We start from the raw sequence: 26,212 nt of genomic DNA on the forward strand, positions 1-26,212 counted from the left end.
ACGAACTGATAAGGAAGCAACTATGCAGCTAAATATTACTGGGCAAAATGTTGAAATCACCGACGCATTACGTGATTTCGTTAATACTAAGTTTGCCAAACTTGAACAATTTTTTGACAGAATCAATCAAGTCTATATTGTTTTAAAGGTAGAGAAGCTCTCGCAAATAGCGGAAGCCACGCTGCACGTGAATGGAGGCGAACTACATGCCACTGCGGAAGGGAGAGATATGTATGCATCCATTGACGGGTTAGTTGATAAACTGGCTCGGCAGCTAAATAAACATAAAGATAAATTGAAACAGCACTAATCTTAACAAAGAGCGATACAACGAGCACGGCGCCACAGGCGACATTCCGCGCAATAACCTATCGGCTCGCCCTTGAGGCGAGCCGTTAATCAATCAGGCGTACAAAGGGTTGAATCTGGCCTAGAACTGATCCAGGGTTCAGGTATGAGTAACATAAAGCAATACACCGGGCGTAAATGAACACCTAAGTGAAACTATGATGAATACTGATCAAACACTGGAACTTAACGCGGTACTAAGCCAGTCCTGCACGCGTAGCGGAGTACATTGCCAGAGTAAAAAAAGAGCGCTGGAAATCATCAGTGAGCTGGCCGCAGAGCAGTTAAATTTGCCTCATCAAACTATTTTCGAATCAATACTCACCCGTGAACGTATGGGAAGTACCGGAATCGGTAACGGCATTGCCATTCCGCATGGCAAACTTGAGGAAGACACCTTACGCGCCGTAGGGGTGTTTATTCGTCTCGACCAACCGATTCCTTTTGACGCGATTGATAATCAGCCTGTCGACCTGCTATTTGCTTTGCTGGTCCCGGCGGATCAGTGCAAGACGCATTTGCATACCTTGTCGTTAGTAGCGAAACGTTTGGCCGATAAGTCAATCTGCCGTCGTCTGCGCGCCGCGCAAAATGATGAAGAGCTTTATCAGATCATCACAGAAGGTAATGAAGAGATCCTGTAATTTAGTCTGCTGCAACTCAGGAGAAAGTACATGGTGCTGATGATCGTCAGTGGTCGATCGGGGTCAGGTAAGTCCGTTGCTTTGCGCGCACTCGAAGATATGGGGTTTTATTGCGTTGATAATTTGCCGGTAGAGTTACTGCCCGCACTGGCAAATTCGCTGACCGAACGACAAACATCTGCGGCTGTTAGCATAGACGTACGCAACATGCCGGAGACGCCAGAAATTCTTGAAACAGCTCTGACTAATTTACCTGATACCTTCTCCCCACAGCTGCTGTTTCTCGATGCTGACCGCAGCACCTTGATCCGTCGCTACAGTGATACGCGCCGACTGCATCCGCTCTCCAGCAAGAACCTGTCACTCGAAAGCGCAATTGATGAAGAAAATAACCTGTTGGAACCTCTTCGCTCGAAAGCCGACCTGATTATCGACACGTCAGAAATGTCGGTTCACGAGCTGGCTGAAATGCTGCGTACCCGGCTGTTAGGCAAACGCGAGCGCGAACTTACAATGGTGTTTGAGTCTTTCGGCTATAAACATGGTATTCCAATTGATGCCGACTATGTGTTCGACGTGCGTTTTTTACCCAATCCACATTGGGATCCAAAACTTCGTCCGATGACTGGTCTGGACAGGCCGGTAGCCGCTTTTCTCGATCGTCACACGGAAGTTCATAACTTCATTTACCAAACGCGCAGCTACCTGGAGCTGTGGTTGCCGATGCTTGAAACCAATAATCGTAGCTATCTCACTATCGCCATCGGGTGCACCGGCGGTAAGCATCGATCAGTTTTTATCGCGGAACAGCTGGCTGACTATTTCCGCTCACGCGGTAAAAACGTCCAGTCCCGCCACCGAACTTTGGAAAAACGTAAATCATGACTGTCAAGCAACGCGTTGAAATTAAGAATAAATTAGGCATGCATGCCCGACCAGCAATGAAACTATTTGAGTTAGTGCAAAGTTATGACGCAGAGGTTTTGCTACGAAATGAAAGCGGCACAGAAGCCGAAGCCAGTAGCGTAATTGCCTTACTGATGCTGGACTCAGCAAAAGGAGGCAACATCGAAATAGAGGCCAGCGGCCCCCAGGAGCAACAGGCACTGGCAGCAGTTATCGAACTTTTTGATGCCGGTTTTGACGAAGATTAAACCTGATAGTCATAGCAGATTATGCTCACGCAGAAACCCTTCTCCTCCCAGCTGGCGCATTTGAAGCAATATCCACAGCTGGCGCTGGCGTAGATAAGCGGAAGGAACATCAGCGCGAAAACGCAATGGGCTGGGCAATACCGATGCCAGCAGCGCAGCTTCAGCCGGTGTTATCTTGCTGGCAGGTTTATGAAAATATCGACGCGACGCCTCTTCAACGCCAAAAATACCCTTTCCAAATTCAGCGACGTTAAGATAGACGGTCAGAATACGCCGCTTGCTCCAGACAGTTTCAATGCCGACGGTTAACCCTGCCTCAAGCCCTTTTCGCACCCAGCTTCGTCCATCCCAAAGAAAAACATTTTTAGCCGTCTGCTGAGAAATCGTTGAGGCTCCACGTAACTGCCCATCGCGGCTGCCATCGAGTACTGATTCGATTGCGGCGACATCAAAACCCCAGTGAGTCGGAAACTTTTGATCTTCAGAGGCGATAACAGCCAGCTTCATCCAGGGGGATATAGCATCACTGCCAATCCAGTCAGAATGCGTCACGAAGCCGAAATCACCGCGCAACCAAGCTCCGATTTGACGTTCAGCCATTACTGCAGAGAACGGTACTGGCAGGAAAGCAAAGAGAATGATGCTTGTCACCCATATAACCAGAATACCCAGAACCACTCTGATTATCAGACGTTTAACTCGCTGCCAACCTTTCCATTTTCTCAACATTCACTCCCCACGTTGGATTACAAAAAATCCATAAATGGTTCAAGTTAACGCTCACCGTTTAGTCACTCAGTCCCGATGCCAGCCAGGCTCAGCTTTGATACCGCAGCTGCGAGGCAACTTCATTTAAAAAAACAAAGATTAATTGCACTTATTAGTTAGCTCATTTAATAAATAACGTTTGAAATTATTTTTTGCAGTGTAAATTTCTTCCTGATCCATTCAAATAAATACCTAACTACTTATTATTTGTTACAATATCGGCCTCTGTATCCGCAAGATACACTTGTCGATAGTTCCCATTTCTGGCAACAAGACTGCCATGTTCTTCTGGAGCGGACCAGGACCATTTTTCAAAACGACCATAAGATAGAAAAAACTCTGTTTTGAAAACATTACGTTGCGGTGATACTGTCGTCTATTTCATCTTCGACTTATCACATAGTTCTCTTTGATTCTATTCGGGCATCAGTTAGTTAAAGCTGTCATGCTATTATTATTCAAAAGCGGTTAAATTTGAGCCAATCATCTGTGCAAAATGATTAGCCGCTTGACAGTATCAATGAATTAATGTTTCCTATACATACTTGTGGTTCTTAATCACACATTTTAATGGTTTTTCACGAGCCACGGCAGAATTTGCTGCTGTAGTTAATAACTGTTTTACCCAATACCGCCTGACGCAGCCGACTCCAACTATCAGTATTGCGTCAGACATCGTTTCCCTGGTGTTGGCGCAATATTCGCGCACCCCGGCCTCGGCTGGGGTCATTTTTTTTCTATATCTGCCAGCCAGTTGCGCGCAACGGCAAGATCATGCCGCCACTCTCTTTTTAACTCTTCGACCCATTCCTGGAGATTATCCCACCACGCCGGTAATTCCGGGCTTTGAATCTGTTTTGCCAGCTGTTGCAAATGTATCAAGCCGACCACTCCCGCAGCCCCCTTAATCTTATGTCCTTCCTCCGCGATCCCTTTTTGATCGCGCGCCATCATGTTGGAGTCCAGCACTTCCAGATAACCTGGCATCATCTTTTCAAATATTTCCAGGCTTTGATGAACCAGAGAAGGCCCGACTAACTCAACATATTGTTCCAATACTGTCAGGTCCAGAAGCGACGTCTGTTTCGCTTCAGTTATTGCTGTCGATGGTATTTCAGCAATAGCATCCTGCTGATAATCCCAATATTTTTTGATTATCGCAGCCAGCGCGGACACCGCAAGCGGCTTGGTCAGAACGTCATTCATTCCGGCATCAAGGTACTCTTTTTTATCTTTAAGTACGTTTGCCGTCAGCGCGATCAGCGGCGGCAAAACGCTGTTCGCATAATGCTTACGGATAGCCCTTGCGACTTCCATACCGCTCATATCAGGCAATTGAATGTCTAATAAAACCAAATCGAACTCCTGCGGATCGAACATATCCAATGCGGCTTTCCCCGTCATCGCCACCTCCACGCTGCAGCCGAGCTTTTCCAACACCGAACGTGCAACAATAACGTTAAGCTCGATATCTTCCACCAGCAGAACGTTGAGCGCCGGCAAGGGCATGTCATCGGTAGATTCTACGTCATCGACTTCTTCCGCCACACGCGGAGCCTGGATAGTCAAAGAAAAGCATGTGCCTTCACCCTGCACACTACGTACGCTGATATCACCTCCCATGCTCTGGGCCAGACGACGAGAAACCGCCAGTCCGATACCTGTGCCGGTAGCGGGATTACCGCCATGCTGATCTTTCACCTGATAGTACATGGCAAAAATTTTATCCTGCTCGTCTTGCGGAATACCCATGCCAGAATCCTCAACGTCGAAACGCAGACTATCTTCACTCTGATAGGCGATCCGCACCACGATTTTGCCCTGCTGGGTAAATTTCACCGCATTGCCAATCAGATTCCATAAAATCTGCCGCAAACGTGTTCCATCAGTAATAATTTTGTGCGGCAACGGCAAAGCTGGCGCCATAACAAATTTCAGCCCCTTAGGCTGCGCCAGTAATCCGGACAAATTTTCAAGATCAGCAAGAAAACTGGTGAAATCAATCGGCTGCAAATCAAGTTGTATCTTACGACGCTCAATTTTATCCATCTCAATAATATCATTGAAAATATTACCAAGCGTGACTGCCGATACATGGATAGTTTTCAGGTATTTGAGTTGCTCCTGATTTAATTCCGTATCCAGGAGAATGCGGCTCAGGCCGACAATGCCATTTAACGGCGTACGCAGTTCGTGGCTGATAGTGGAGATGAAGGTCGTTTTATCCCTGCTGGCATTTTCCAGTGCGTCCTGATAGCGCTTACGTTCGGTGATATCACGACCAAACCCCATGAGACCGCTACGCTTACCCACTCTATCGTAGTAAGGGACTTTACGAATTTCAAAGCAGGCTTTGCGCCCGTCTGGATATTGCAGCCACTGTTCATAGGTCAGAGAAACATTATGACGAAACACTTTCTTATCGGTTTCCATCACTTTACTCGCCGCTTCTTCATCATAGACATCTTCCGGCGACAGGCCTATCAGCTGCTTTTCACTTTTACCAGTAAGCAGCTCCATCGCCCGATTACAGCCAGAAAACTGCTGGTCGCTATTACGATAAAATACCAAATCGGGCGAAGCATCGAGAAAAGATCGTAGAAACGTTGACTGCTGCTCCAGTTCAATTTGCGCTTGCTCACGCCTGACCATCTCTTCCTCAAGCTTTTCAACTACCCGCAGACGCGCCTCTTCTGCTTTGATACGATCTGCGATCTCCTGATTCAGACGGGTGATGGTATCCTGCATTTGTTGATTCAATGTCATATCGCGCTGGCGCATCTCTTCAAGCTTATCAACAAGCCTCGCCAGACGCTGGCGCGATTCCTCCAGTTGTTCCACCACCACCGACAGGAAATAGACCGCCCAAGGCGTGATCAACAGACCGAAAAATACTGAGCGCACCACATCGATGCTTTCGACGCGTCCGTGTAAAAGCATGGTCACGGCCATCTGAACCACTATTGCCAATACAACCAGCGCGGAAGCCAGCAACAGGGAAAAACGTATCAATCCGAGCTTGACCATCAAGTCAACGTAATATTGCGCCAGCAATCTAATTTGTTTCATATGTCCGTCCTGACAACAAGATACCCGTCAATCATACCGTATAACTGACGCCAACGCTTTTGGGCTATGTGACGTCCTTACCCGGCCGCCTGATAAATGTCTCATCAGAAAAAGGGCACTTTCTGCACGATTTGAGTGCATCAACTGAATAATTTAGTGCGGCTCTCATCGGCTATTGACTAATTTTCACAACCGCATAATCTGAACAAGCGGGCTAAATTCCCCCCTGACTTACACTTCTGTTTGTTTTCTGTACGATATCCTTGGATCTTCGTATCCCTCGCTTTTACTTAGCGAATAAAAATTCACAATAAACGTTTTTTTAATCACCAACTATCTGATTATTTTTTTTAATATTGCGCACGCTTTTAATGCAGATAACCGTAAAAGTGAAAAATAGTGATTGTTTGTATAAACTATAAATATACAGAATATTAAATCGCTAATTAAAAATATATCAGTATTATAGTGTGTATATACCGCTATTACATAGAGAGAGGATTCAAAAGACTTGCAACTACAGCACCATGATGGCATTAAAGGAAAAGACAATAATAACAAATAAAATCATAGATATAACCTTGGTGTAAGTTACAAGACTGGATTAATAAGCCAATTTGACCTGACCTCGCTTTCCCGCTAAGTTGGACTTCCACTGGAAGCTTTCTGGACGGATGTTTTAGCCGTCATAATTATGCAGTAATTGAGACTCCCTCAGAAGCAAGTCCTCTATACTTGTCTGAACGATGCGAAAAGCAGGAAGAAAGGTGACCAATGCGTAAGCGTAGATGCGCAAAACTGTCACCAACCCTTTCTGTGGTTGACCGCCGTCGGAATCGGGAGTCCACAGAGCCTGGGGAGGTTCACGAATATGTTGTATGATAAATCCCTTGAAAAGGATAATTGTGGTTTCGGTCTGATCGCTCATATAGAAGGCGAACCCAGCCACAAAGTAGTGCGTACGGCCATCCATGCACTAGCCCGAATGCAGCACCGTGGTGCAATCCTCGCCGATGGTAAGACCGGCGATGGCTGTGGCTTACTGCTACAAAAACCCGACCGTTTTTTTCACATTATCGCCCAGGAAAAAGGCTGGCGGCTGGCAAAAAATTACGCTGTCGGCATGCTGTTTCTTAACCGGAACCCGCAGCAGGCCGAGCACGCCCGCCACATCGTTGAAGAAGAAGTGCTGCGTGAAACCCTTTCAATCGTTGGCTGGCGCGAAGTGCCGACCAATCAGGAAGTGCTGGGCGAGATAGCGCTCTCCTCACTGCCACGCATCGAACAGTTGTTTATTAACGCCCCGGCTGGATGGCGCCCACGCGATATGGAACGCCGCCTGTTTATGGCCCGCCGTCGTATCGAAAAGCGCGTTGAAGCACTGGCAGACAAAGAATTCTACATCTGTAGCTTTTCAAATCAGGTTAACATTTATAAAGGCCTGTGCATGGCGGCTGATCTGCCGCGCTTTTATCTTGATCTGGCAGACATGCGCCTTGAATCGGCGATTTGTTTATTCCACCAACGCTTTTCCACAAACACCGTTCCACGTTGGCCGCTGGCGCAGCCGTTTCGCTATATGGCGCATAATGGCGAAATTAATACCATCGCCGGAAACCGCCAATGGGCGCGTGCGCGCGCTTATAAATTCAATACGCCCCTGATCCCCGACTTGCAGAATGCAGCTCCTTTTGTTAATGAAACCGGCTCAGACTCCAGCTCTATGGACAATATGCTTGAGCTTTTTCTGGCTGGCGGCATGGATCTGGTGCGCGCCATGCGCTTGCTGGTGCCACCTGCCTGGCAAAACAATCCGGATATGGACCCGGAGCTACGCGCCTTCTTTGACTTTAATTCCATGCATATGGAGCCTTGGGATGGCCCGGCAGGTATCGTCATGTCGGACGGCCGATATGCCGCCTGTAACCTCGACCGCAACGGGCTACGCCCGGCACGCTACGTCATCACCAAAGATAAGCTCATTACCTGCGCCTCAGAAGTCGGCATCTGGGATTATCAGCCAGATGAGGTAGTAGAAAAAGGGCGCGTTGGTCCTGGCGAACTGATGGTTATTGACACTCGCGCGGGCCGGATTCTGCATTCTGCAGAAACCGATCATGATTTGCAGAGCCGCCACCCTTACAAAGAGTGGATGGAAAAAAACGTGAAGCGTCTGGTGCCATTTGAAGATTTACCCGATGAGCAGGTCGGCGATCGTCAGTTGGACGATAGCCAACTGGCCACTTTCCAGAAGCAATTCGCATACAGCAGCGAAGAGCTTGATTCAATCATTCGTGTGCTTGGTGAAAACGGTCAGGAAGCGGTTGGGTCGATGGGTGACGATACGCCATTTGCTGTACTTTCAAGCCGTCCGCGCATCATTTATGACTACTTCCGTCAGCAGTTCGCTCAGGTAACTAACCCGCCAATCGATCCGCTACGTGAAAATCACGTTATGTCACTGGCAACCAGCATTGGCCGCGAAATGAACGTCTTCTGTGAAGCCGAGGGCCAGGCTCATCGCGTAACCTTCAAGTCGCCCATTTTGCTTTACTCCGACTTTCGTCAACTCACCACGATGGAAGGTGAGTATTATCGCGCCGACACGCTCGATTGTACGTTCAACCCAGCGAAACAAACGCTGGAAGAAGCGATTTATAAGCTGTGCGATACGGCAGAGCAGATGGTGCGTTCCGGCACCGTATTGCTGGTACTCTCAGACCGCGAAATCAGCCCCGAACAACTGCCGGTCCCGGCGCCAATGATCGTTGGCGCGGTGCAGGCGCGACTGGTGGACAAAAACCTGCGCTGCGATGCAAACATTATCGTTGAAACCGCCAGCGCTCGCGACCCTCACCATTTCGCGGTGCTGCTCGGTTTTGGCGCCACAGCGATCTATCCGTGGCTTGCCTATGAGTCACTGGCGAAAATGGCTGACAGCGGCGTTATCGAGAAAGATTATCGCAGCATCATGCTCAACTACCGTAACGGCATCAATAAAGGCCTTTACAAAATCATGTCCAAAATGGGCATTTCAACCGTTGCGTCCTATCGCTGCTCGAAACTGTTTGAAGCCGTGGGGCTGCATAATAATATCACCGCATTCTGCTTCCAGGGCGTAACAAGCCGTATCGGTGGTGCCAGCTTCACCGACTTTCAGCAGGATCTGGTAAATCTGGCTAAGCGCGCATGGCTACAGCGTAAACCACTCGATCAGGGCGGATTACTCAAATACGTATACAACGGTGAGTATCATGCCTATAACCCGGATGTGGTCGCCACCCTACAGAAAGCCGTGAACAGCGGTGAATACAGCGATTATCAGCAGTATGCCCGTCAGGTCAATGAACGTCCGGTGGCAACACTGCGCGATCTACTGGCGCTGAATCCGGATGGGCAAAGTGTGGGGGTTGATGATGTGGAGCCTGCCAGCGAACTGTATAAGCGTTTTGATACTGCAGCGATGTCTATCGGCGCACTTAGCCCTGAAGCGCATGAGTCTCTGGCCGAGGCGATGAATAGTCTGGGCGGTTTCTCTAACTCCGGTGAGGGGGGAGAAGATCCGGCTCGCTACGGTACCAATAAAGTGTCGCGCATTAAGCAGGTTGCCTCTGGCCGTTTCGGCGTGACACCGTCCTACCTGGTCAATGCTGACGTCATCCAGATTAAAGTCGCTCAGGGCGCAAAACCTGGCGAAGGCGGTCAGCTGCCGGGAGACAAGGTAACGTCTTATATCGCTAAACTGCGTTATTCGGTGCCCGGCGTAACCTTGATTTCCCCGCCCCCGCATCATGATATCTATTCAATTGAAGATTTGGCGCAGCTTATTTTTGACCTCAAACAGGTCAATCCAAAAGCAATGATTTCAGTGAAGCTGGTTTCTGAGCCGGGAGTCGGCACCATCGCCACTGGCGTTGCTAAAGCGTATGCCGACCTGATAACCATTGCTGGCTACGACGGTGGTACCGGCGCCAGCCCACTCAGTTCGGTAAAATACGCTGGCTGCCCCTGGGAGCTGGGGTTGGTAGAAACGCAGCAAGCATTGGTTTCTAACGGCCTGCGTCATAAAATCCGTCTGCAGGTCGACGGTGGACTGAAAACCGGCCTGGATATCGTTAAAGCAGCGATTCTGGGGGCCGAGAGTTTCGGCTTTGGCACCGGGCCGATGGTCGCTCTGGGTTGTAAATATCTGCGCATCTGCCATCTGAATAACTGCGCGACTGGCGTAGCAACGCAGGATGAAAAGCTGCGTAAGAACCATTATCACGGGCTGCCGCTGCGCGTGACCAACTACTTTCAGTTTATTGCCCGTGAGACTCGAGAAATCATGGCACAGCTGGGTGTGAAACGCCTGGTCGACCTGATTGGTCGTACCGATCTGCTAAAAGAGCTGGAGGGTTTCACCGCCAAGCAGCAAAATCTGAATCTCTCTCGCCTCTTGGCAACGGCAGAACCGATGCCGGAAAAAGCGCTTTATTGTACCGAAGGCAACCCGGCCTTTGATAAAGGCGTGCTGAATAACGCTCTGCTGGAGCAGGCTATGCCGTTTGTCGAAGCCCGACAGAGCAAAACGTTCTGGTTTGATATTCGCAATACAGACCGCTCGGTAGGTGCAATGCTTTCCGGCGCGATTGCCGCTCAGCATGGTGATCAGGGACTGGCCGCCAATCCTATTCGCGTATATTTCAACGGTACAGCGGGTCAAAGCTTCGGCGTCTGGAATGCCGGCGGTGTCGAGTTGGTGCTCACCGGGGACGCTAACGACTACGTTGGTAAGGGTATGGCAGGCGGTATGCTGGCTATTCGCCCCCCTCTGGGTTCGGCGTTCCGCAGCCACGAAGCCACCATCGCTGGCAACACCTGCCTTTATGGCGCAACGGGCGGCAAGCTATTCGCCTCTGGTCGGGCTGGTGAACGCTTTGCCGTACGCAACTCCGGTGCCATTACCGTGGTAGAAGGTATTGGCGATAATGGCTGTGAGTATATGACCGGCGGCATCGCCTGCGTGCTGGGCCGGACTGGCGTTAACTTTGGTGCGGGTATGACCGGCGGCTTTGCCTACGTACTGGACGAGGATGGCGAATTTCGTAAGCGTGTAAACGCAGAGTTAGTCGAGGTGCTGAATGTTGACGAATTGCCGATTCATGAAGAGCATCTTCGCGGCCTGATAACCGAGCACGTTCAAATTACCGGATCAACGCGCGGCGAGGAAATCCTTGCCAACTGGCCGGATTTCTCTGCCAAATTTGCGCTGATCAAGCCTAAATCCAGCGATGTGAAGGCGTTGTTAGGTCACCGTAGTCGTTCCGCAGCTGAGCTGCGGGTGCAGGCGCAGTAAGGGGTTAGTTCATGAGCCAGAACGTTTATCAGTTTATCGATTTACAGCGGGTCGACCCGCCCAAAAAGCCGCTGAAAGTTCGTAAAATCGAGTTTGTTGAGATTTACGAACCGTTCTCTGAAGGTCAGTCGAAGGCGCAAGCCGATCGCTGCCTTTCCTGTGGCAACCCCTATTGTGAATGGAAATGCCCGGTGCATAACTACATTCCCAACTGGTTGAAACTGGCTAATGAAGGCAGGATCATTGAAGCGGCCGAACTTTCTCATCAGACCAATAGCCTACCCGAAGTTTGTGGTCGGGTTTGCCCACAGGATCGCCTGTGCGAAGGTTCCTGTACGCTGAACGATGAGTTTGGCGCTGTTACCATCGGTAATATTGAGCGCTACATCAATGATAAAGCCATGGAGATGGGCTGGAAGCCCGATCTCAGTCAGGTGAAACCAACCGGTAAACACGTTGCCATTATCGGTGCCGGTCCTGCGGGTCTGGCCTGTGCTGACGTTCTGGCACGCAACGGTGTACAGGCGGTAGTATTCGATCGTCATCCGGAAATCGGCGGATTACTGACCTTTGGTATTCCCTCTTTTAAACTGGAAAAAGAGATCATGGTTCGCCGTCGTGAAATCTTTACCGGAATGGGCATTGAATTTCGTCTGAATACCGAAGTCGGCCGCGACGTGCAGATTAACGAGCTTCTGCACGATTACGACGCAGTTTTTCTTGGGGTTGGTACCTATCAATCAATGCGTGGAGGCATTGAACATGAGGATGCCTCTGGCGTATATGACGCGCTGCCTTATCTGATCGCCAACACGAAAAACGTTATGGGCTTCTCACAAGGCGAAGATGCTCCCTTCATTGATATGAATGGTAAACGCGTGGTGGTTCTGGGAGGAGGAGATACCGCGATGGACTGCGTGCGAACCTCTATTCGTCAGGGAGCCACCCACGTAACCTGCGCTTACCGTCGTGATGAAGAAAATATGCCAGGCTCACGTCGCGAAGTGAAAAACGCGCGCGAAGAAGGCGTTGAATTTCAGTTCAATATTCAGCCTCTGGCGGTTGAAATCAATACTAACGGTAACCTATGCGGTGTGAAAATGGCGCGTACAGAAATGGGCGAACCAGATGCTAACGGCCGTCGCCGGGCAGAGATCGTACCGGGTTCTGAACACATCCTGCCAGCAGATGCGGTAATTATGGCGTTTGGCTTTCGTCCACATGCGATGAGCTGGCTGGAAAAACATACCGTTGAACTTGATAAGCAAGGGCGCATCATCGCACCGGAAGTAAGCAATAACCCGTATCAGACCAGCAACCCGAAAATTTTTGCTGGCGGTGATGCGGTTCGCGGCTCAGACCTGGTGGTTACCGCCATTGCAGAAGGTCGCAAAGCGGCAGAGGGTATCATGAACTATCTTGAAGTCTGACGGCTCCGGCAATCAGTTAACGAATAAAAGGCCTGTTTCCGGCAGCAGATTCAGGCCCTTCGTCTACGCTTTACGCAAAGCATATTTTTGCCTGGCTTTCGCCCTTTATTTCACCACTCGCAGTGAAGGTCGTCCACCGCGCGGAGGTGGCTCGTCATCTGGCTGGCCATCATCGTCGCGGCTCTCAGCATTGTCCGGACGATCGCCGTCGATCACTGACATTACCGGCTCGGCTACTTCTTGCTGGCTAGCAGAGGGATCGAATTCGGCATCATCATAGGTCGGTTCAGGCTCAAACATAGTCCCGGCACCGTTCTCGCGTGCGTATATTGCCAGCACCGCAGCGAGTGGAACCGAAACCTGACGCGGAACACCCCCGAAACGCGCGTTGAAACGCACTTCGTCGTTACCAAGTTCCAGATTGCCAACCGCTCGCGGGGCAATATTCAATACAATCTGCCCGTCTCGAGCATACTCCAACGGGACCATTACGCCCGGTAGATTGATATCGACCACCAGATGCGGCGTCAGCTGGTTATCAAGAAGCCAGTCATAAAAAGCCCGTAGCAGATAAGGACGACGAGGTGTTAGCTGTGACATTTCCATGGATATCAGCCCCGCGTTTGCAGGCGTATTTCACGTTCAGCTTCAGTAAGCGAAGCCAAAAAAGAGTCACGTTCAAAGACGCGCGTCATGTAGCCTTTGATCTCTTTAGAACCGGTTCCCAGCAGCTCTACGCCAAGCTGAGGTAAACGCCACAGCAACGGTGCCAGATAGCAATCTACCAGGCTAAACTCCTCGCTGAGAAAATAGGGTGTACGTGCGAACAACGGCGCAATGGCAAGCAGCTCTTCACGCAACTGCTTGCGTGCGGCTTCAGCATCCTGAGCGTTTCCACGCTCAATGATACGCATCAGGCTGTACCAATCATATTCAATACGATGCATCATCAGGCGACTTTCACCGCGCGCCACAGGGTAAACCGGCATTAGTGGCGGATGAGGAAAACGCTCATCAAGATATTCCATGATAATGCGCGATTCATACAGCGTCAGCTCACGATCTACCAACGTAGGTACCGTTCGATACGGATTGAGGTCAATCAGATCCTGCGGCAGGTTATCCATCTCGACCTGCTCAATCTCTACGCTGACGCCTTTTTCAGCCAGTACAATACGGACCTGATGACTAAAAATATCAGTTGGACCAGAAAACAGCGTCATTACCGAACGTTTGTTGGCAGCGACAGCCATGTAAACCTCCAAGTTTATCCAGAAAATTACTGCGAATAGCCAACCACGAGGCGACCAACCTGTTCATTATAATGGCCTCGGGTACGTACTGCTCCCGAACCGGCTTTCTGCTCAGAGTGAAGCAGGCATGATGCACCATATAATATAGGCACAGGGCGTCAGTAGTTTACCAGATTTTAGACAGTTTGTGGCGGAGCTGGTGGGGAATTGTCAGCAAAATCACGCAAAATTAAGTGTCATAAAGGAAAAAACCCGGCAAATGCCAGGTTTTTTTATGTAACTGAATCTGCCAAAGCAGATGCCAATTAACGTTTGGAGAACTGAGGACGGCGACGTGCTTTGCGCAGGCCCACTTTTTTACGTTCAACCTGACGAGCATCACGCGTAACAAAACCAGCTTTACGCAGTTCAGAACGCAGGGATTCGTCATACTCCATCAGTGCACGGGTAATACCGTGACGGATAGCGCCAGCCTGACCAGAAATACCGCCACCTTTAACGGTGATGTACAGATCCAGTTTGCCGACCATATCAACCAGCTCCAGCGGCTGACGAACTACCATGCGGGCAGTTTCGCGACCAAAGTATTGTTCTAAAGAACGCTGGTTGATAACGATGTTACCGCTTCCCGGCTTGATAAAGACGCGAGCGGAAGAGCTTTTGCGGCGACCAGTGCCGTAGTTTTGAGTTTCAGCCATTGCCTGTAATCCCGATTAAATGTCAAGAACTTGCGGTTGCTGTGCCGCGTGGTTGTGCTCATTGCCCGCGTATACTTTTAGTTTACGGAACATTGCACGACCCAGCGGGCCCTTCGGCAGCATGCCTTTAACCGCGATTTCAATCACACGCTCAGGACGGCGGGCAATCATCTCTTCAAAAGTCGCCTGCTTGATACCACCGATGTGACCAGTATGATGATAATAGACTTTATCCAGACGCTTGTTACCCGTCACGGCAACTTTGTCAGCGTTGAGAACGATAATATAGTCACCGGTATCAACGTGCGGAGTATATTCCGCTTTATGCTTACCACGCAGACGGCGTGCCAGTTCAGTCGCCAGACGACCCAAAGTTTTGCCATCAGCGTCAACAACATACCAGTCACGCTGTACGGTTTCTGGCTTAGCTGTAAAAGTTTTCATTAAAAGCTTACCCAATAGTAGTTACACGTTGGTGAAATCCCAAACGCTTGAATAAACGGTCGAGGCTCACACGACCATCTCGTCCAGCAAGCCCACCCCCTCAGGCAAGGTTGCCGGCGCAGCAAAGTTTTGGGAAAAAACTTTGTCGTAACGTGGGGTCGCAAGATTATAGAGAAGTCGATATGAAAGATCGACCCTTTTTTACACGATATTTCGTCTGACTGCATCTCACGGCAAGTGGTCCAAACGCAGATACTCTTCGCTTTGCATCTCCTGCAAGCGGGAGATGCAGCGCTGATATTCAAACTTCAGTCGCTCTCCCTGATAAATCTCATGCAACGATGCCTCTGCAGATATAATCAGCTTCACGTGCCGTTCATAAAACTCATCGACCAGCGCCAGAAAGCGACGCGCCTGATCTTCGGTTTTATAAGCCATCACTGGAACGTTGAACAAAAGAACGCTATGGAAGCGATGCGAAAGCTCAATATAGTCATGCTGACTGCGCCCTTCCCCACACATGACATTAAAATCGATGGCCAACACACCCTGAGCGCTACCCAACGTATTAATCGTCCGATGGTTGATATCAAGCATCTGCCCATCGCCGCGCGCTTGTCCCGCCAAGGCAACAAACATGTTATCCATCGCCGCACGATTAGCATCATTCAGTGGGGTCATCCAAAGATGTGCCGAGGTCAGAGTGCGCAAACGGTAATCTATGCCAGCATCAACATTCATAACGTCGCAATAGCGTTTGATAAGCTCAATTGCCGGCAGAAATCGCGCCCGCTGCAAACCGTTGTGGTAGAGCTTATCCGGTGGAATATTGGAGGTCGCCACCAATGAGATCCCTCTGGCGAACAGAGCCTCCATTAGCGTACCTAATAGCATGGCATCAGTGATATCTGAGACGAAAAATTCATCAAAACAGAGTAAATCAGTTTCTGCTTTAAACCTGTCAGCAACAATTTGTAACGGATCGCTCTGCCCCTGAAGCTCAGTCAGCGACTCATGTACCCGCAACATAAAGCGATGAAAGTGGAGACGCTGCTTACGCTCTCCACGAATGGACTGAAAAAACAGATCCATAAGCCAGGTTTTACCCCGCCCCACACCGCCCCACATATAAAGGCCACGAACAGGTTCAATTGTCTTATTTTTATCTCTGCCAATCAGCTTGCGCAGATTGTTAAGCAGGGTGCTTCCGGCGTCGGCTGATGGCATGACGCACTCTTCGTTTAAAGCATGCCAGATACGGTCAAGACGAGTTACGGCAGCAAGCTGAATGTCATCCGGCTGAAATTCACCGCTATTAAGCGCCTGCTGATAGCGCGCCAGCGGAGAGGATATATGCATAGTCACGGCAAGATCCCTGATTAAATTGAGATGCCACAGGATATACTAATCGAAGAAACATTTTACGTGCGGGCAGACCGCAACAGGATTCCACTTCCGTAAGATTAACGGTTATAGTGGTGTAAGTGGAAGCCTTTACGGACAACGAAGATATTTGGGAGTCATTATGACCTGGGAATACGCGCTCATTGGTTTAGGCATTGGCATTTTGATTGGTGGCCTGGCTGTACGCTATGGAAACCGTAAGCTACGTGAGCAGCGCAATATGCAGTACGAACTGGAAAAAACAAAAGCAGAACTGGCAGATTATCGGGAGGAGTTGTCAAATCATTTTGCCCGCAGCGCCGAACTGCTGGACAACATGGCTCGTGATTATCGCCAGCTTTATCAGCATATGGCAAAAGGTTCCAATGACCTGCTACCTAACCTGCCGGGAAATAAAAAACCCTTTTCATATCAACTGACTGGTTCAGAAGCTGATAACGACCAGGCTCCGGTACAAATGCCACGCGACTACTCAGACAGTGGCGCTTCGGGCTTGCTGCGCGATGAACATCCCAAACATGATTAATCCCCGTAAGAAGGGCGCGCACTGCGTCCTTTTTATTATCAACGATATAAACAGGAACCCTTTGACTGTCTGCCTGTCATAACATCCAGCATCGTGTTGTTATCAATTTATTTCGAACCTATTTCCTCTGCCCAGCAGGTGTTTGTAACGATGAAGAAAAAAATATTAACGCTAAGCGCACTGGCGCTGGCTATCGCTATCAATCTTTCCCTGGCTACTCAGGCACAGGCGACTTTACCTGCTCAGATTCAGGGTCAGCAGCTGCCAAGCCTGGCACCGATGCTGGAAAAAGTGCTGCCGGCGGTGGTCAGCGTGCATGTTGAAGGAAGCGCGACGGTAACGCAAGATCAGATCCCCGAACAGCTCCGGCGTTTCTTTGGGAAGCAAGGTCAGAACACCCATTCACAACCGTTTGAAGGTATTGCCTCAGGCGTCGTGATCAATTCAGAAAAAGGTTATGTGCTGACAAACAACCACGTGGTTAACGGTGCCAATAAAATCAGCGTCCAACTGAGTGACGGCCGCGAATATGATGCGAAACTCATCGGCCATGATGAGCAGACCGATATTGCGCTGCTGCAGCTAAAAAACGCCACCAACCTGACACAGATTAAAATTGCCGACTCCGATAATCTTAAAGTCGGTGATTTTGCCGTGGCCATCGGCAACCCTTTTGGCCTCGGTCAGACGGCAACCTCCGGTATTGTCTCCGCACTCGGTCGCAGTGGCCTTAACCTGGAGGGGCTGGAAAATTTCATTCAGACTGATGCGGCCATTAACCGTGGTAATTCAGGCGGTGCGCTGGTTAACCTTAACGGTGAATTGATTGGTATTAATACCGCAATTCTGGCCTCTTCTGGCGGTAACATCGGTATTGGCTTTGCTATTCCAGGCAATATGGCAATGGAATTGGCGCAGCAGCTGATTGAGTTCGGAGAGGTTAAGCGCGGGCAGTTAGGCATTAAAGGCACCGAAATGACGGCCGATATGGCGAAAGCATTTAACGTCGATCAGCAGCGAGGTGCCTTTGTTAACGAAGTTCTGCCTGGCTCCGCTGCCTCTAAAGCCGGTATTAAAGCCGGTGACATCATCACTGCCGTTGATGGCAAAGCTATTTCCAGTTTTGGCGAGCTACGGGTGAAAATCGGGACCTCTACGCCAGGTAAAGAGGTAAAAGTGGGCTTGCTGCGCGACGGAAAACCGCTGACGGTCAGCGTTAAACTTGACAATGGTGCTCAATCCACCAGCGTCCACGGATTGCTAGCCCCGGCGTTGCAAGGGGCTGAACTACGCGATGGGGCTGCCAAAGATGGCAGTAAGGGTGTCAAGGTTGACAACGTGGGTAAAGCCACCCCTGCCGAACAAATTGGGCTACAAAAAGATGATGTGATCATTGGCGTCAACCGTACCCGTGTACAAAATCTTGCCGACCTGGCTAAGGCGCTGGAAAGCAAGCCATCGGTACTGGCGATGAACGTTATTCGCGGAGACGAGAGTATTTATCTGTTAATGCGCTAAACGCGAGTGAAAATCATGATGCGGACACCTGATTGTCCGCTTAACTCGTGTTATCCTTCCTGTCGTTATCCACTGATCACACTACGTCATGTTTTTCAAATTTCTGCGTTCAATCATCATCGGGCTGGTAGTTGCAGGCCTACTGCTGGCAGCCGCTCCGGCCTTACGGCTGGGTAAGACGCTGTTTGCCTCGTCAGATGAAAGCGTTAATGATACGCCCATCAGTTATAATGCCGGCGTGCGACGAGCTGCGCCTGCCGTGGTAAATGTTTATAACCGCAGCGCCAATACCAATGATGACAGCCTCGGGATCCATACGCTGGGATCTGGCGTTATCATGGATAGCAGAGGTTATATCCTCACGAATAAACATGTTATTAACGATGCCGAGCAGATTATCGTCGCGCTACAGGATGGCCGGATTTTTGAAGCTATGCTGGTCGGTTCCGACTCGCTGACCGATCTTGCCGTGCTGAAAATCAATGCGACTAATCTTCCCGTCATCCCAATCAATCCACATCGGGTTGCCCATATTGGCGATCTGGTGATGGCGATCGGCAATCCGTATAACATCGGACAAACGGTCACTCAAGGAATCATCAGCGCGACGGGACGTGTAGGTCTTAGCCCTTCCCGCTACCAAAACTTCCTGCAAACTGATGCGTCGATAAATCGCGGTAACTCCGGCGGCGCACTGATTAATTCGCTGGGAGAGCTGATGGGCATCAATACACGTTCATTTGATAAAAGCGACAACGGTGAAACGCCGGAAGGTATTGGCTTTGCTATTCCAACGGGGCTGGCAGTAAAAATTATGGATAAGCTGATCCGTGATGGTCGGGTTATTCGTGGCTATATCGGCATCAGCGGACGTGAAATCCCGCAGTTGCGCAACCAAAGCGGCAATCTTGATCATATCCAGGGAATTGTAGTAACGAACGTCACGCCCGATGGCCCGGCGGCAAAAGCAGGTATTCAGGTTAATGATATGATTACCAGCGTCAATAATAAACCGGCTGTATCGGCAATCGAAACGATGGATCAGGTTGCAGAGTTGCGTCCCGGAACGGAAATTGAGGTTGATATACTGCGTAATGATCAGCGACTGCGTCTGAAAGTGACCGTGGCAGAATATCCCCAGTCCTAACCCGAAACCTGGTACTGAAATTAAGCGCTCCCGTCAGTTGAACGTTGCGTCCACTCTCTAAGTATCCGTAATCTCATTGGAATTACGGATATTTTTAACAGATTTCCGCAGGCTCCCAGCAGCCGCCATATATTTACACTAAGAGTCTTCCCTGCTCTTTCGGATCGCCTCCCCTGAACTCATCAGGCAAGACCCTGCATATGCAAGCGTTTAAGATAACAATGATGGCCTGGACTGTACGTCTCGTTTTACCTTATGACGCCATTAAGTTTGTCAGCTGCGATCTCACCAGGAAAAATGTCGCAAGTAATACAGTAAATGCGGCTGATGGGAAAAGCCAGGTTACGCCGACACGCAAGGTCAGACATGACCTTTAGCGGTAAAAAAAGCCGCAATGTCACGCATTACGGCTAACGTCAAAAGCTAACCTGGAGCGCATCAGATTTTCAGTCGCTCTCTATTTCATGCCAATGGCGGTTCATTTCACAAAATCGACGCCCTGCTGAATATCTTTTTTCAGCGTATCCAGCATGCCATCCATTGCATTCTGCTCAAAAGCACTCAACGTGCCGATAGGCTTACGCTCCTGAACGCCATTTTTACCCAGCAACAGCGGTTGTGAAAAGAAGCGGGCGTGTTCACCGTCGCCTTCAACATACGCGCACTCCACCACGTTGCTCTCGCCCTGCAGCGCACGAACCAGCGCCAGACCGAATTTTGCCGCCGCCTGTCCCATAGACAGGGTTGCCGATCCGCCACCCGCTTTAGCTTCAACAACTTCCGTGCCGGCGTTCTGAATACGTTTAGTCAGATCGCTAACCTCCTGCTCGCTGAAGCTAACGCCGGGGATCTGCGATAGCAGGGGCAGGATAGTCACGCCGGAGTGGCCACCGACAACCGGCACATTTAACGCTTGCGGATTTTTCCCTTTCATCTCCGCAACAAAAGTATTTGAACGGATAATATCCAGCGTAGTTACACCAAACAGGCGGTTCTTGTCATAAACCCCAGCCTTCTTCAAAACCTCGGCGGCGATAGCAACGGTGGTATTAACCGGATTCGTGATTACGCCTATTAGTGCTTTCGGGCAGGTGTCAGCCACCTGTTGAATAAGATTGCGTACAATGCCTGCATTAACATTAAACAGATCGGAGCGATCCATCCCTGGCTTACGCGCCACCCCCGCAGAGATAAGCACAACATCAGCGCCTTTCAGCGCAGGCGTTGCGTCCTCACCGCTGAAGCCTTCAATTTTCACCGCAGTGGGAATATGGCTGAGGTCAACGGCTACGCCCGGAGTGACTGGTGCGATATCGTAAAGTGACAACTGTGAACCAGCAGGAAGCTGAGTCTTTAACAGAAGAGCCAGCGCCTGACCAATACCACCTGCTGCACCGAGAACTGCTACTTTCATCCTGGAACTCCTATATAGTGAGCATAACGTGCCAGGGGATTGAAAAGTTTCAACTTGAACCTACAAACAGGGCTAAGGTGATAACCTCAATAAGACTCTATACCCTGCCGTATTGACAGCAAGGAGCGTGATGCTTAAGGCATCGCTGCTAAATCCTGCTGACTTTTAACCTCTGCAATCCCTGACTGTAATAGTTAATCCATAGTGGCTTAATAAACCCACTAGATTTTATAACAATAAATTAACTTATCCAGTCCGCACATCGCAAAACAATTTTTTTCTCATTCGACCGGTTTGCAACGCTGCACATTTTGCATCTATAAAAATATACTAGTCACTTTATTGCATAATAATGCAATAAAGTGCATAATAAACGGTTACTAGGCTCACACTTTTGACGCGTTCATCGAGTAAACATTATGCGAACATCATCTAAACAGGAAGATTTGATCAAAGCTTTCAAGGCGCTGCTGAAAGAAGAGAAGTTCAGTTCGCAGGGTGAGATTGTTTTGGCGCTTCAGGATGATGGCTTTGAGAATATTAACCAGTCAAAAGTTTCTCGCATGCTAACCAAGTTCGGTGCCGTACGCACACGAAACGCCAAAATGGAAATGGTTTACTGCTTACCCTCAGAACTCGGCGTGCCTACCACCACCAGCCCTCTGAAGAACCTGGTACTGGACATTGACTTTAATGAAGCTTTGGTAGTTATTCATACTAGTCCCGGCGCGGCGCAGCTAATTGCTCGTTTGCTCGACTCTCTCGGCAAATCAGAAGGCATTTTAGGTACCATTGCCGGCGACGACACTATTTTTATTACCCCCGTTCGCGCCTTTACCGTACGTCAGCTGTATGATGCGATCCTGGCCTTATTCGTGCAAGAACTCTGACGACGTGTTATCCCCTCAGCAACGTTGCCATTCTCCATCCCTGTTTTAATCATCACCATGTCAGCACAGCTGATTTAATTTAATGTGCGGGACATCTCAAGAATAAAAAACAATATCATCGTCTTCAATACAGCATTCAGAGCCGACTTTAGCCACATGGCGTGTAGTCAGAAGTCCGGACTAAAGGCGTTTGCAGTGGCGCTATTAGCGTCCTTATCAACGAAGCAGCTAACAGCAATACATCACCCATTCCACTGGCTGGTGTACCCCATTTCTGGTCAGCCGTCTGACGGCCCCAGACCCAAGCCACCGGAGCCTTCCTTTATCTTTTTAACCGGGATAGAAACGTAATTTCCCTTTCCGCTCTTCTTCCGCTTCATTAAATAAAAGCATCAATGTACATCGCACCGTTGATGCAAATACCCCAAATTAGCGGAGACGATTTCAAGTGGCCCCACCAACAGAGGTTTCGTCACGACATCCCATAAACTTCCCGATCGCCTGTCCTCTTATCCGCCAGAAAAAACCGCACGCTGAACGGGCGATACAAATTCGCCCGTTCACCTATTTCATTCAAATCAAAAAGGTCGGGTCTTATGCCACTTTTCCTTGTTTGACATGAATAGAACAACTCTCCGAACGTTTACAATCCACTGATGTGTATAGCTTTAACGTCAAGAAATTCATCAAGCCCAAGCACGGAACCTTCGCGCCCTAAACCAGACTCTTTCACACCGCCAAACGGTGCCAGTTCGGTGGAAACTGCGCACTCGTTAACGCCAACCATCCCACTTTCTAACGCTGCAGAAACCCGGAATACGCGTTGCAAGTTCTGCGTATAAAAATAAGCCGCGAGGCCGTACTCCGTTTCATTAGCCCGACGTATAACCTCATCTTCGTTATCAAAACGGAAGCAGGCCGCAACCGGTCCAAAGGTCTCTTCCTGAGCCAGCTGCATGTTTTCATTAGCATCAGCAATAACCGTTGGCTGCCAGAAATTCCCCCCCAATGGGTGATGATCGCCACCAGCAATAATACGAGCGCCCTTTGCTAACGCATCGTTAACATGCTCCTGGACTTTTTCCACCGCATTTTTGTCGATCAGCGGTCCGATAACAACGCCTTCATCCATCCCGTTCCCCACTTTCAGCTTTTTGACTTCTTCAGAAAGCTGACTGACAAAACGGTCATATATACTGCTGTGAATAAAGAAGCGATTCACACTGACGCATACCTGACCCGCGTTACGGAATTTATTGGCAATCGCGCCTTTTACCGCAGCATTTATATCAGCATCTTCAAATACAATGTATGGCGCGTTGCCGCCAAGCTCCATCGAAACTTTTTTCATCGTTTCAGCGGCATTGCGCATCAGCAGTTTTCCCACTTGGGTCGATCCGGTAAACGAGATTTTACGTACCCGCTTACTCGCCATAATCGCGTCGCTTATCGCTGACGTGTCACCAGCAACCGCATTGAGTACGCCATCAGGGACGCCCGCTTTTTTCGCCAGCGCCAGCAGCGCAAAAGCACTCAGCGGCGTATTATTTGCCGGTTTGATAATACCGGTACAGCCAGCTGCTAATGCCGGCCCCAGCTTGCGCGTCAGCATAGCCATCGGAAAATTCCACGGCGTAATCGCAGCGACAACACCAACCGGCTCGCGAGTGGACAGAATGCGACTACCGGCTTTTGCCGGCGGAATAATCTCGCCATTAGCGCGTTTTGCCTGCTCGGCGAACCACTGGATAAAGCTGGCGGCATACTCAACCTCAGCTTCGGCCTCCATCAGCGGCTTTCCCTGCTCCGCCGTCATCAGCTTACCCAGCCAGCTTTTATGCTCAATTATTAGCTGATACCAGCGATAGAGAATTTCTGAGCGTGACTTTGCGGTGCGAGCGCGCCATTCGGGAAAAGCCCGGTAGGCCGCCTCAATAGCATCTTCGGTTTCACGTTTACCGGCGCGCGCTACATTGGCAATAACCTCACCCGTAGCGGGGTTGAGTACCTCAAAGGAATCGCTGAGACTAAGCCACTGGCCGTTAACGAGGTAGCCCGTCTGAAAGAGTTCATGCTGCTGCAAGGTCTGCACATTCATCTTGTTTTCCCGTTGTTTAATCATCCTGAAGAATAAGTATAGATGGCAAAAGCACTCTGCCGCTCTGGTTTGAAGCACTTTAGTACAACCGATTTTCAGAACGACTCTATTTATATTTGCACCAGTGCATTTTGATATTTTTTCAGCATCATAATCAGTCGTGATACAGCGTCACCGACGCTAGCAGGAGCCTCGCACTGCGCCAGCTTTTGCTGGTAAACATCCAGCTCATCCAGCAAGCGTTGGAATAAAACCCGACGGCTGCTGTCGCTACGTGCAGCGATCACGCGATCCGCACTTTGACGTAGCTGCTTATGGAATCCCGATAGTTCCGCATTCACTGGCACATCCGCGTTACGTAAACGCTGGTGGCAGATAATCAGTGTTAAGCCAATGCGGTATTTATCAATATCGTTAGGAAACAGGTTCAGTAATAAAAATAGCTGCTGATAGAGTGCGGGCAGATGGTTTTCCTGGCGACGGACTTTGTTGGTGGTCATGGCGGATACGGCCGCATACATTAGTCGGTTAAGTAGCTTACGTCCGGTTCGGGCACGGGAGTTATCACGGATCAGCAGGATCACCATCAAAGAGACAAAACAGCCGATCATCTGGCCCAGCGCGTTATCCAGAAATGCATTGATTTTGAAAGACATCGGATTATCCAGCACCAGCACGTTGATCGTACCCACCAATGCGCCCAGGGTACCGATCTGCCGACGCTGCGTCAGTATTCCGGCAATAAACGCCATCACACCCAGCGAAATACAGAGCAAAAGCATGCTTTGCTGCGTTGCTGGCATGAGGACAGCAAAGTAGAACAATCCCAACGGCAGGGCAGCAGTCATACCGTAGAGAAAGTCTTTTACCATCATCAGCGGATTGGGAGTACGCATTGCCAGCGCGGTGATCACCGCCAGCATCACCATGCAACCGCTGCCTGAACTCCAGCCGGTCCATAACCAGAATAACGAGCCGGCAGCGGTTGCAGCAAAAGTGCGGATACCATTAATCATCGCATGATGGGTTTCAGCGGATCGCAGTTTGATCACCACCTCGTCTTTCATCACATCTTCTTCAGTACGACTGATATTGCAATTAGTATGCACGCCCTTCATCAGCAGTGAGTAACGGGTTGCGGCTGCCACCCAATTACTGATGGTTTCAGGTGAGTAGGTATTGCCGCCGACAGTAATGTCGCGACGTAACAGCTTCAATCGTTGATGAACATCCAGTGCGCTCTCCACTGACTGTTCAAAGAAAGCGCGGAAATGTGCGGGGATATATGTGCTGTTCGAATTCTGAATCAGAAAGGTTTCACCAGCCTGAGTTATCAGCATCAGCGAAAGTGAATTCAACGCTTTGAGCCGCCGGTTAACCCGCAGCCAGCGCGATGACTCCATCATCAGATTACTACGCATACCGTTTAACGCAGTGGTACGCCGTACCAGTGCAGCCCATGATTTATCAACGGCTTCACGCTCTCCATGTGCGACGCAGAGCTGTAACAGGCGGTAGTGTTCCACCAGCAGCGCTTCTATTTCACGGTCTACCTCATTCTTAATCGATCGCGGCGAAAACAGCAGATCCGCGAGCACCGCACAGACGATGCCGATGATAATTTCACTGCAACGCTCAACAGCAAACTGTGGGGCAAGCAGCAGCTTGCCTTGTGCATCAGCGCTGACGACGATAATTAATGCGGTATAGCCTGCCAGTGCAAGCGCGTAGGAATTCTCAACGCGCACCAGTGAGGAAAGCCATACACATCCCCCCGCCCAGATGCAGCATAAAAGCAGCATGACCACCGGTGCGCGAATAGTTGTAATCATGATAGCCAGCGCGGCAATACAACCAATAAAAGTACCAATGATGCGCAGCATGCCACGATAACGCAGTGCGCCAGAGTAGGGATCGCCCCCCGCAACAAAGGCCGTACCACCGGCAACAATGCAAGCAGTCATCACTGCCCAGCGCGGTGTTTCGAGGTTAAAGTGAAAACCAATCGTCAGCGCCAGAACCAGTGCAAAGGTTAGTTTTATCGGGAAACGAAGCTGATGCCAGTACAT

The 26,212-nt window shown here is 49.8% G+C and carries 21 protein-coding genes; 10 read left to right on the plus strand and 11 right to left on the minus strand.

The features are described from left to right. The first annotated feature begins 22 nt into the window (after positions 1-22). The 4 genes from hpf to npr all read left to right on the plus strand — a co-directional run bounded on the left by hpf (position 23) and on the right by npr (position 2,146). Entirely contained in the window at positions 23-310 is a 288-nt protein-coding gene (gene hpf / locus BM191_RS08580) for a ribosome hibernation promoting factor (protein WP_092877135.1), read from the plus strand. Between the two features lie 199 nt (positions 311-509). Further along, positions 510-992 (plus strand): PTS IIA-like nitrogen regulatory protein PtsN, encoded by a 483-nt coding sequence (gene ptsN, locus BM191_RS08585; RefSeq protein ID WP_177203319.1) that lies wholly within the window; start codon positions 510-512, stop codon positions 990-992. Positions 993-1,022: 30 nt separating this feature from the next. Then, entirely contained in the window at positions 1,023-1,877 is an 855-nt protein-coding gene (gene rapZ, locus BM191_RS08590) for an RNase adapter RapZ (protein ID WP_092877140.1), read from the plus strand. Further along, the gene (npr, locus tag BM191_RS08595) at positions 1,874-2,146 is read left to right on the plus strand and encodes a PTS phosphocarrier protein NPr (protein ID WP_092877142.1); all 273 of its coding nucleotides are present in this window, start codon (positions 1,874-1,876) and stop codon (positions 2,144-2,146) included. The genes rapZ and npr overlap by 4 nt, the downstream gene beginning before the upstream one ends. Before the next feature lie 9 nt (positions 2,147-2,155). On the opposite strand, the gene mtgA is transcribed toward npr, so the two are convergent. Together mtgA and arcB are read right to left on the minus strand one after the other, a co-directional pair. Then, on the minus strand, positions 2,156-2,872 hold the full coding sequence (mtgA, locus tag BM191_RS08600; RefSeq protein ID WP_407927869.1) for a monofunctional biosynthetic peptidoglycan transglycosylase: 717 nt from the start codon (positions 2,870-2,872) through the stop codon (positions 2,156-2,158). A gap of 768 nt (positions 2,873-3,640) precedes the next feature. Then, positions 3,641-5,983: an aerobic respiration two-component sensor histidine kinase ArcB gene (arcB, locus tag BM191_RS08605; protein ID WP_092877146.1), complete on the minus strand. Its 2,343-nt coding sequence runs from the start codon at positions 5,981-5,983 to the stop codon at positions 3,641-3,643. An 871-nt stretch (positions 5,984-6,854) separates the two neighbouring features. Between arcB and gltB the strand changes: the two genes are divergently transcribed. Continuing rightward, positions 6,855-11,321, plus strand: a complete 4,467-nt coding sequence (gltB, locus tag BM191_RS08615) for a glutamate synthase large subunit (protein ID WP_092877148.1) — start codon at positions 6,855-6,857, stop codon at positions 11,319-11,321. Between the two features lie 11 nt (positions 11,322-11,332). Next, positions 11,333-12,751, plus strand: coding sequence for a glutamate synthase small subunit (locus tag BM191_RS08620; protein WP_092877150.1), 1,419 nt, complete (start codon positions 11,333-11,335; stop codon positions 12,749-12,751). 105 nt (positions 12,752-12,856) lie between these two features. Here the strand turns inward: BM191_RS08620 and sspB are convergent, their stop codons facing one another. The 5 genes from sspB to zapE all read right to left on the minus strand — a co-directional run bounded on the left by sspB (position 12,857) and on the right by zapE (position 16,505). Next, complete coding sequence (gene sspB, locus BM191_RS08625) at positions 12,857-13,357, minus strand: ClpXP protease specificity-enhancing factor (RefSeq protein WP_092877152.1); 501 nt, start codon at positions 13,355-13,357, stop codon at positions 12,857-12,859. A 5-nt stretch (positions 13,358-13,362) separates the two neighbouring features. Further along, positions 13,363-14,004, minus strand: coding sequence for a stringent starvation protein SspA (gene sspA, locus BM191_RS08630; protein WP_092877154.1), 642 nt, complete (start codon positions 14,002-14,004; stop codon positions 13,363-13,365). 305 nt (positions 14,005-14,309) lie between these two features. Next, complete coding sequence (gene rpsI / locus BM191_RS08635; RefSeq protein ID WP_092877156.1) at positions 14,310-14,702, minus strand: 30S ribosomal protein S9; 393 nt, start codon at positions 14,700-14,702, stop codon at positions 14,310-14,312. Positions 14,703-14,717: 15 nt separating this feature from the next. Continuing rightward, complete coding sequence (gene rplM / locus BM191_RS08640) at positions 14,718-15,146, minus strand: 50S ribosomal protein L13 (protein WP_092877158.1); 429 nt, start codon at positions 15,144-15,146, stop codon at positions 14,718-14,720. A 228-nt stretch (positions 15,147-15,374) separates the two neighbouring features. Beyond that, positions 15,375-16,505 carry a cell division protein ZapE gene (gene zapE / locus BM191_RS08645; protein ID WP_092877161.1) on the minus strand — a complete coding sequence of 377 codons (1,131 nt, stop codon included), beginning with the start codon at positions 16,503-16,505 and terminating at the stop codon, positions 15,375-15,377. 166 nt (positions 16,506-16,671) lie between these two features. Between zapE and zapG the strand changes: the two genes are divergently transcribed. From zapG to degS, 3 genes are all read left to right on the plus strand, one after another. Further along, positions 16,672-17,076 carry a Z-ring associated protein ZapG gene (zapG, locus tag BM191_RS08650; RefSeq protein ID WP_092877163.1) on the plus strand — a complete coding sequence of 135 codons (405 nt, stop codon included), beginning with the start codon at positions 16,672-16,674 and terminating at the stop codon, positions 17,074-17,076. Positions 17,077-17,226: 150 nt separating this feature from the next. Then, positions 17,227-18,594 carry a serine endoprotease DegQ gene (degQ, locus tag BM191_RS08655; RefSeq protein ID WP_092877165.1) on the plus strand — a complete coding sequence of 456 codons (1,368 nt, stop codon included), beginning with the start codon at positions 17,227-17,229 and terminating at the stop codon, positions 18,592-18,594. 88 nt (positions 18,595-18,682) lie between these two features. Then, the gene (degS, locus tag BM191_RS08660) at positions 18,683-19,741 is read left to right on the plus strand and encodes an outer membrane-stress sensor serine endopeptidase DegS (protein WP_092877167.1); all 1,059 of its coding nucleotides are present in this window, start codon (positions 18,683-18,685) and stop codon (positions 19,739-19,741) included. A 478-nt stretch (positions 19,742-20,219) separates the two neighbouring features. On the opposite strand, the gene mdh is transcribed toward degS, so the two are convergent. After that, positions 20,220-21,155 carry a malate dehydrogenase gene (gene mdh / locus BM191_RS08665; RefSeq protein WP_092877170.1) on the minus strand — a complete coding sequence of 312 codons (936 nt, stop codon included), beginning with the start codon at positions 21,153-21,155 and terminating at the stop codon, positions 20,220-20,222. Between the two features lie 419 nt (positions 21,156-21,574). Between mdh and argR the strand changes: the two genes are divergently transcribed. Continuing rightward, on the plus strand, positions 21,575-22,045 hold the full coding sequence (gene argR / locus BM191_RS08670; RefSeq protein WP_092877172.1) for a transcriptional regulator ArgR: 471 nt from the start codon (positions 21,575-21,577) through the stop codon (positions 22,043-22,045). A gap of 148 nt (positions 22,046-22,193) precedes the next feature. On the opposite strand, the gene BM191_RS16785 is transcribed toward argR, so the two are convergent. From BM191_RS16785 to aaeB, 3 genes are all read right to left on the minus strand, one after another. Then, entirely contained in the window at positions 22,194-22,355 is a 162-nt protein-coding gene (locus BM191_RS16785) for a hypothetical protein (RefSeq protein WP_177203317.1), read from the minus strand. A 333-nt stretch (positions 22,356-22,688) separates the two neighbouring features. Further along, the gene (locus tag BM191_RS08675; RefSeq protein ID WP_230479556.1) at positions 22,689-24,143 is read right to left on the minus strand and encodes an NAD-dependent succinate-semialdehyde dehydrogenase; all 1,455 of its coding nucleotides are present in this window, start codon (positions 24,141-24,143) and stop codon (positions 22,689-22,691) included. A 110-nt stretch (positions 24,144-24,253) separates the two neighbouring features. Further along, positions 24,254-26,212: a p-hydroxybenzoic acid efflux pump subunit AaeB gene (gene aaeB, locus BM191_RS08680; protein WP_092877176.1), complete on the minus strand. Its 1,959-nt coding sequence runs from the start codon at positions 26,210-26,212 to the stop codon at positions 24,254-24,256.

This window comes from Izhakiella capsodis, from assembly GCF_900115045.1.
GTDB lineage: Bacteria > Pseudomonadota > Gammaproteobacteria > Enterobacterales > Enterobacteriaceae > Izhakiella > Izhakiella capsodis.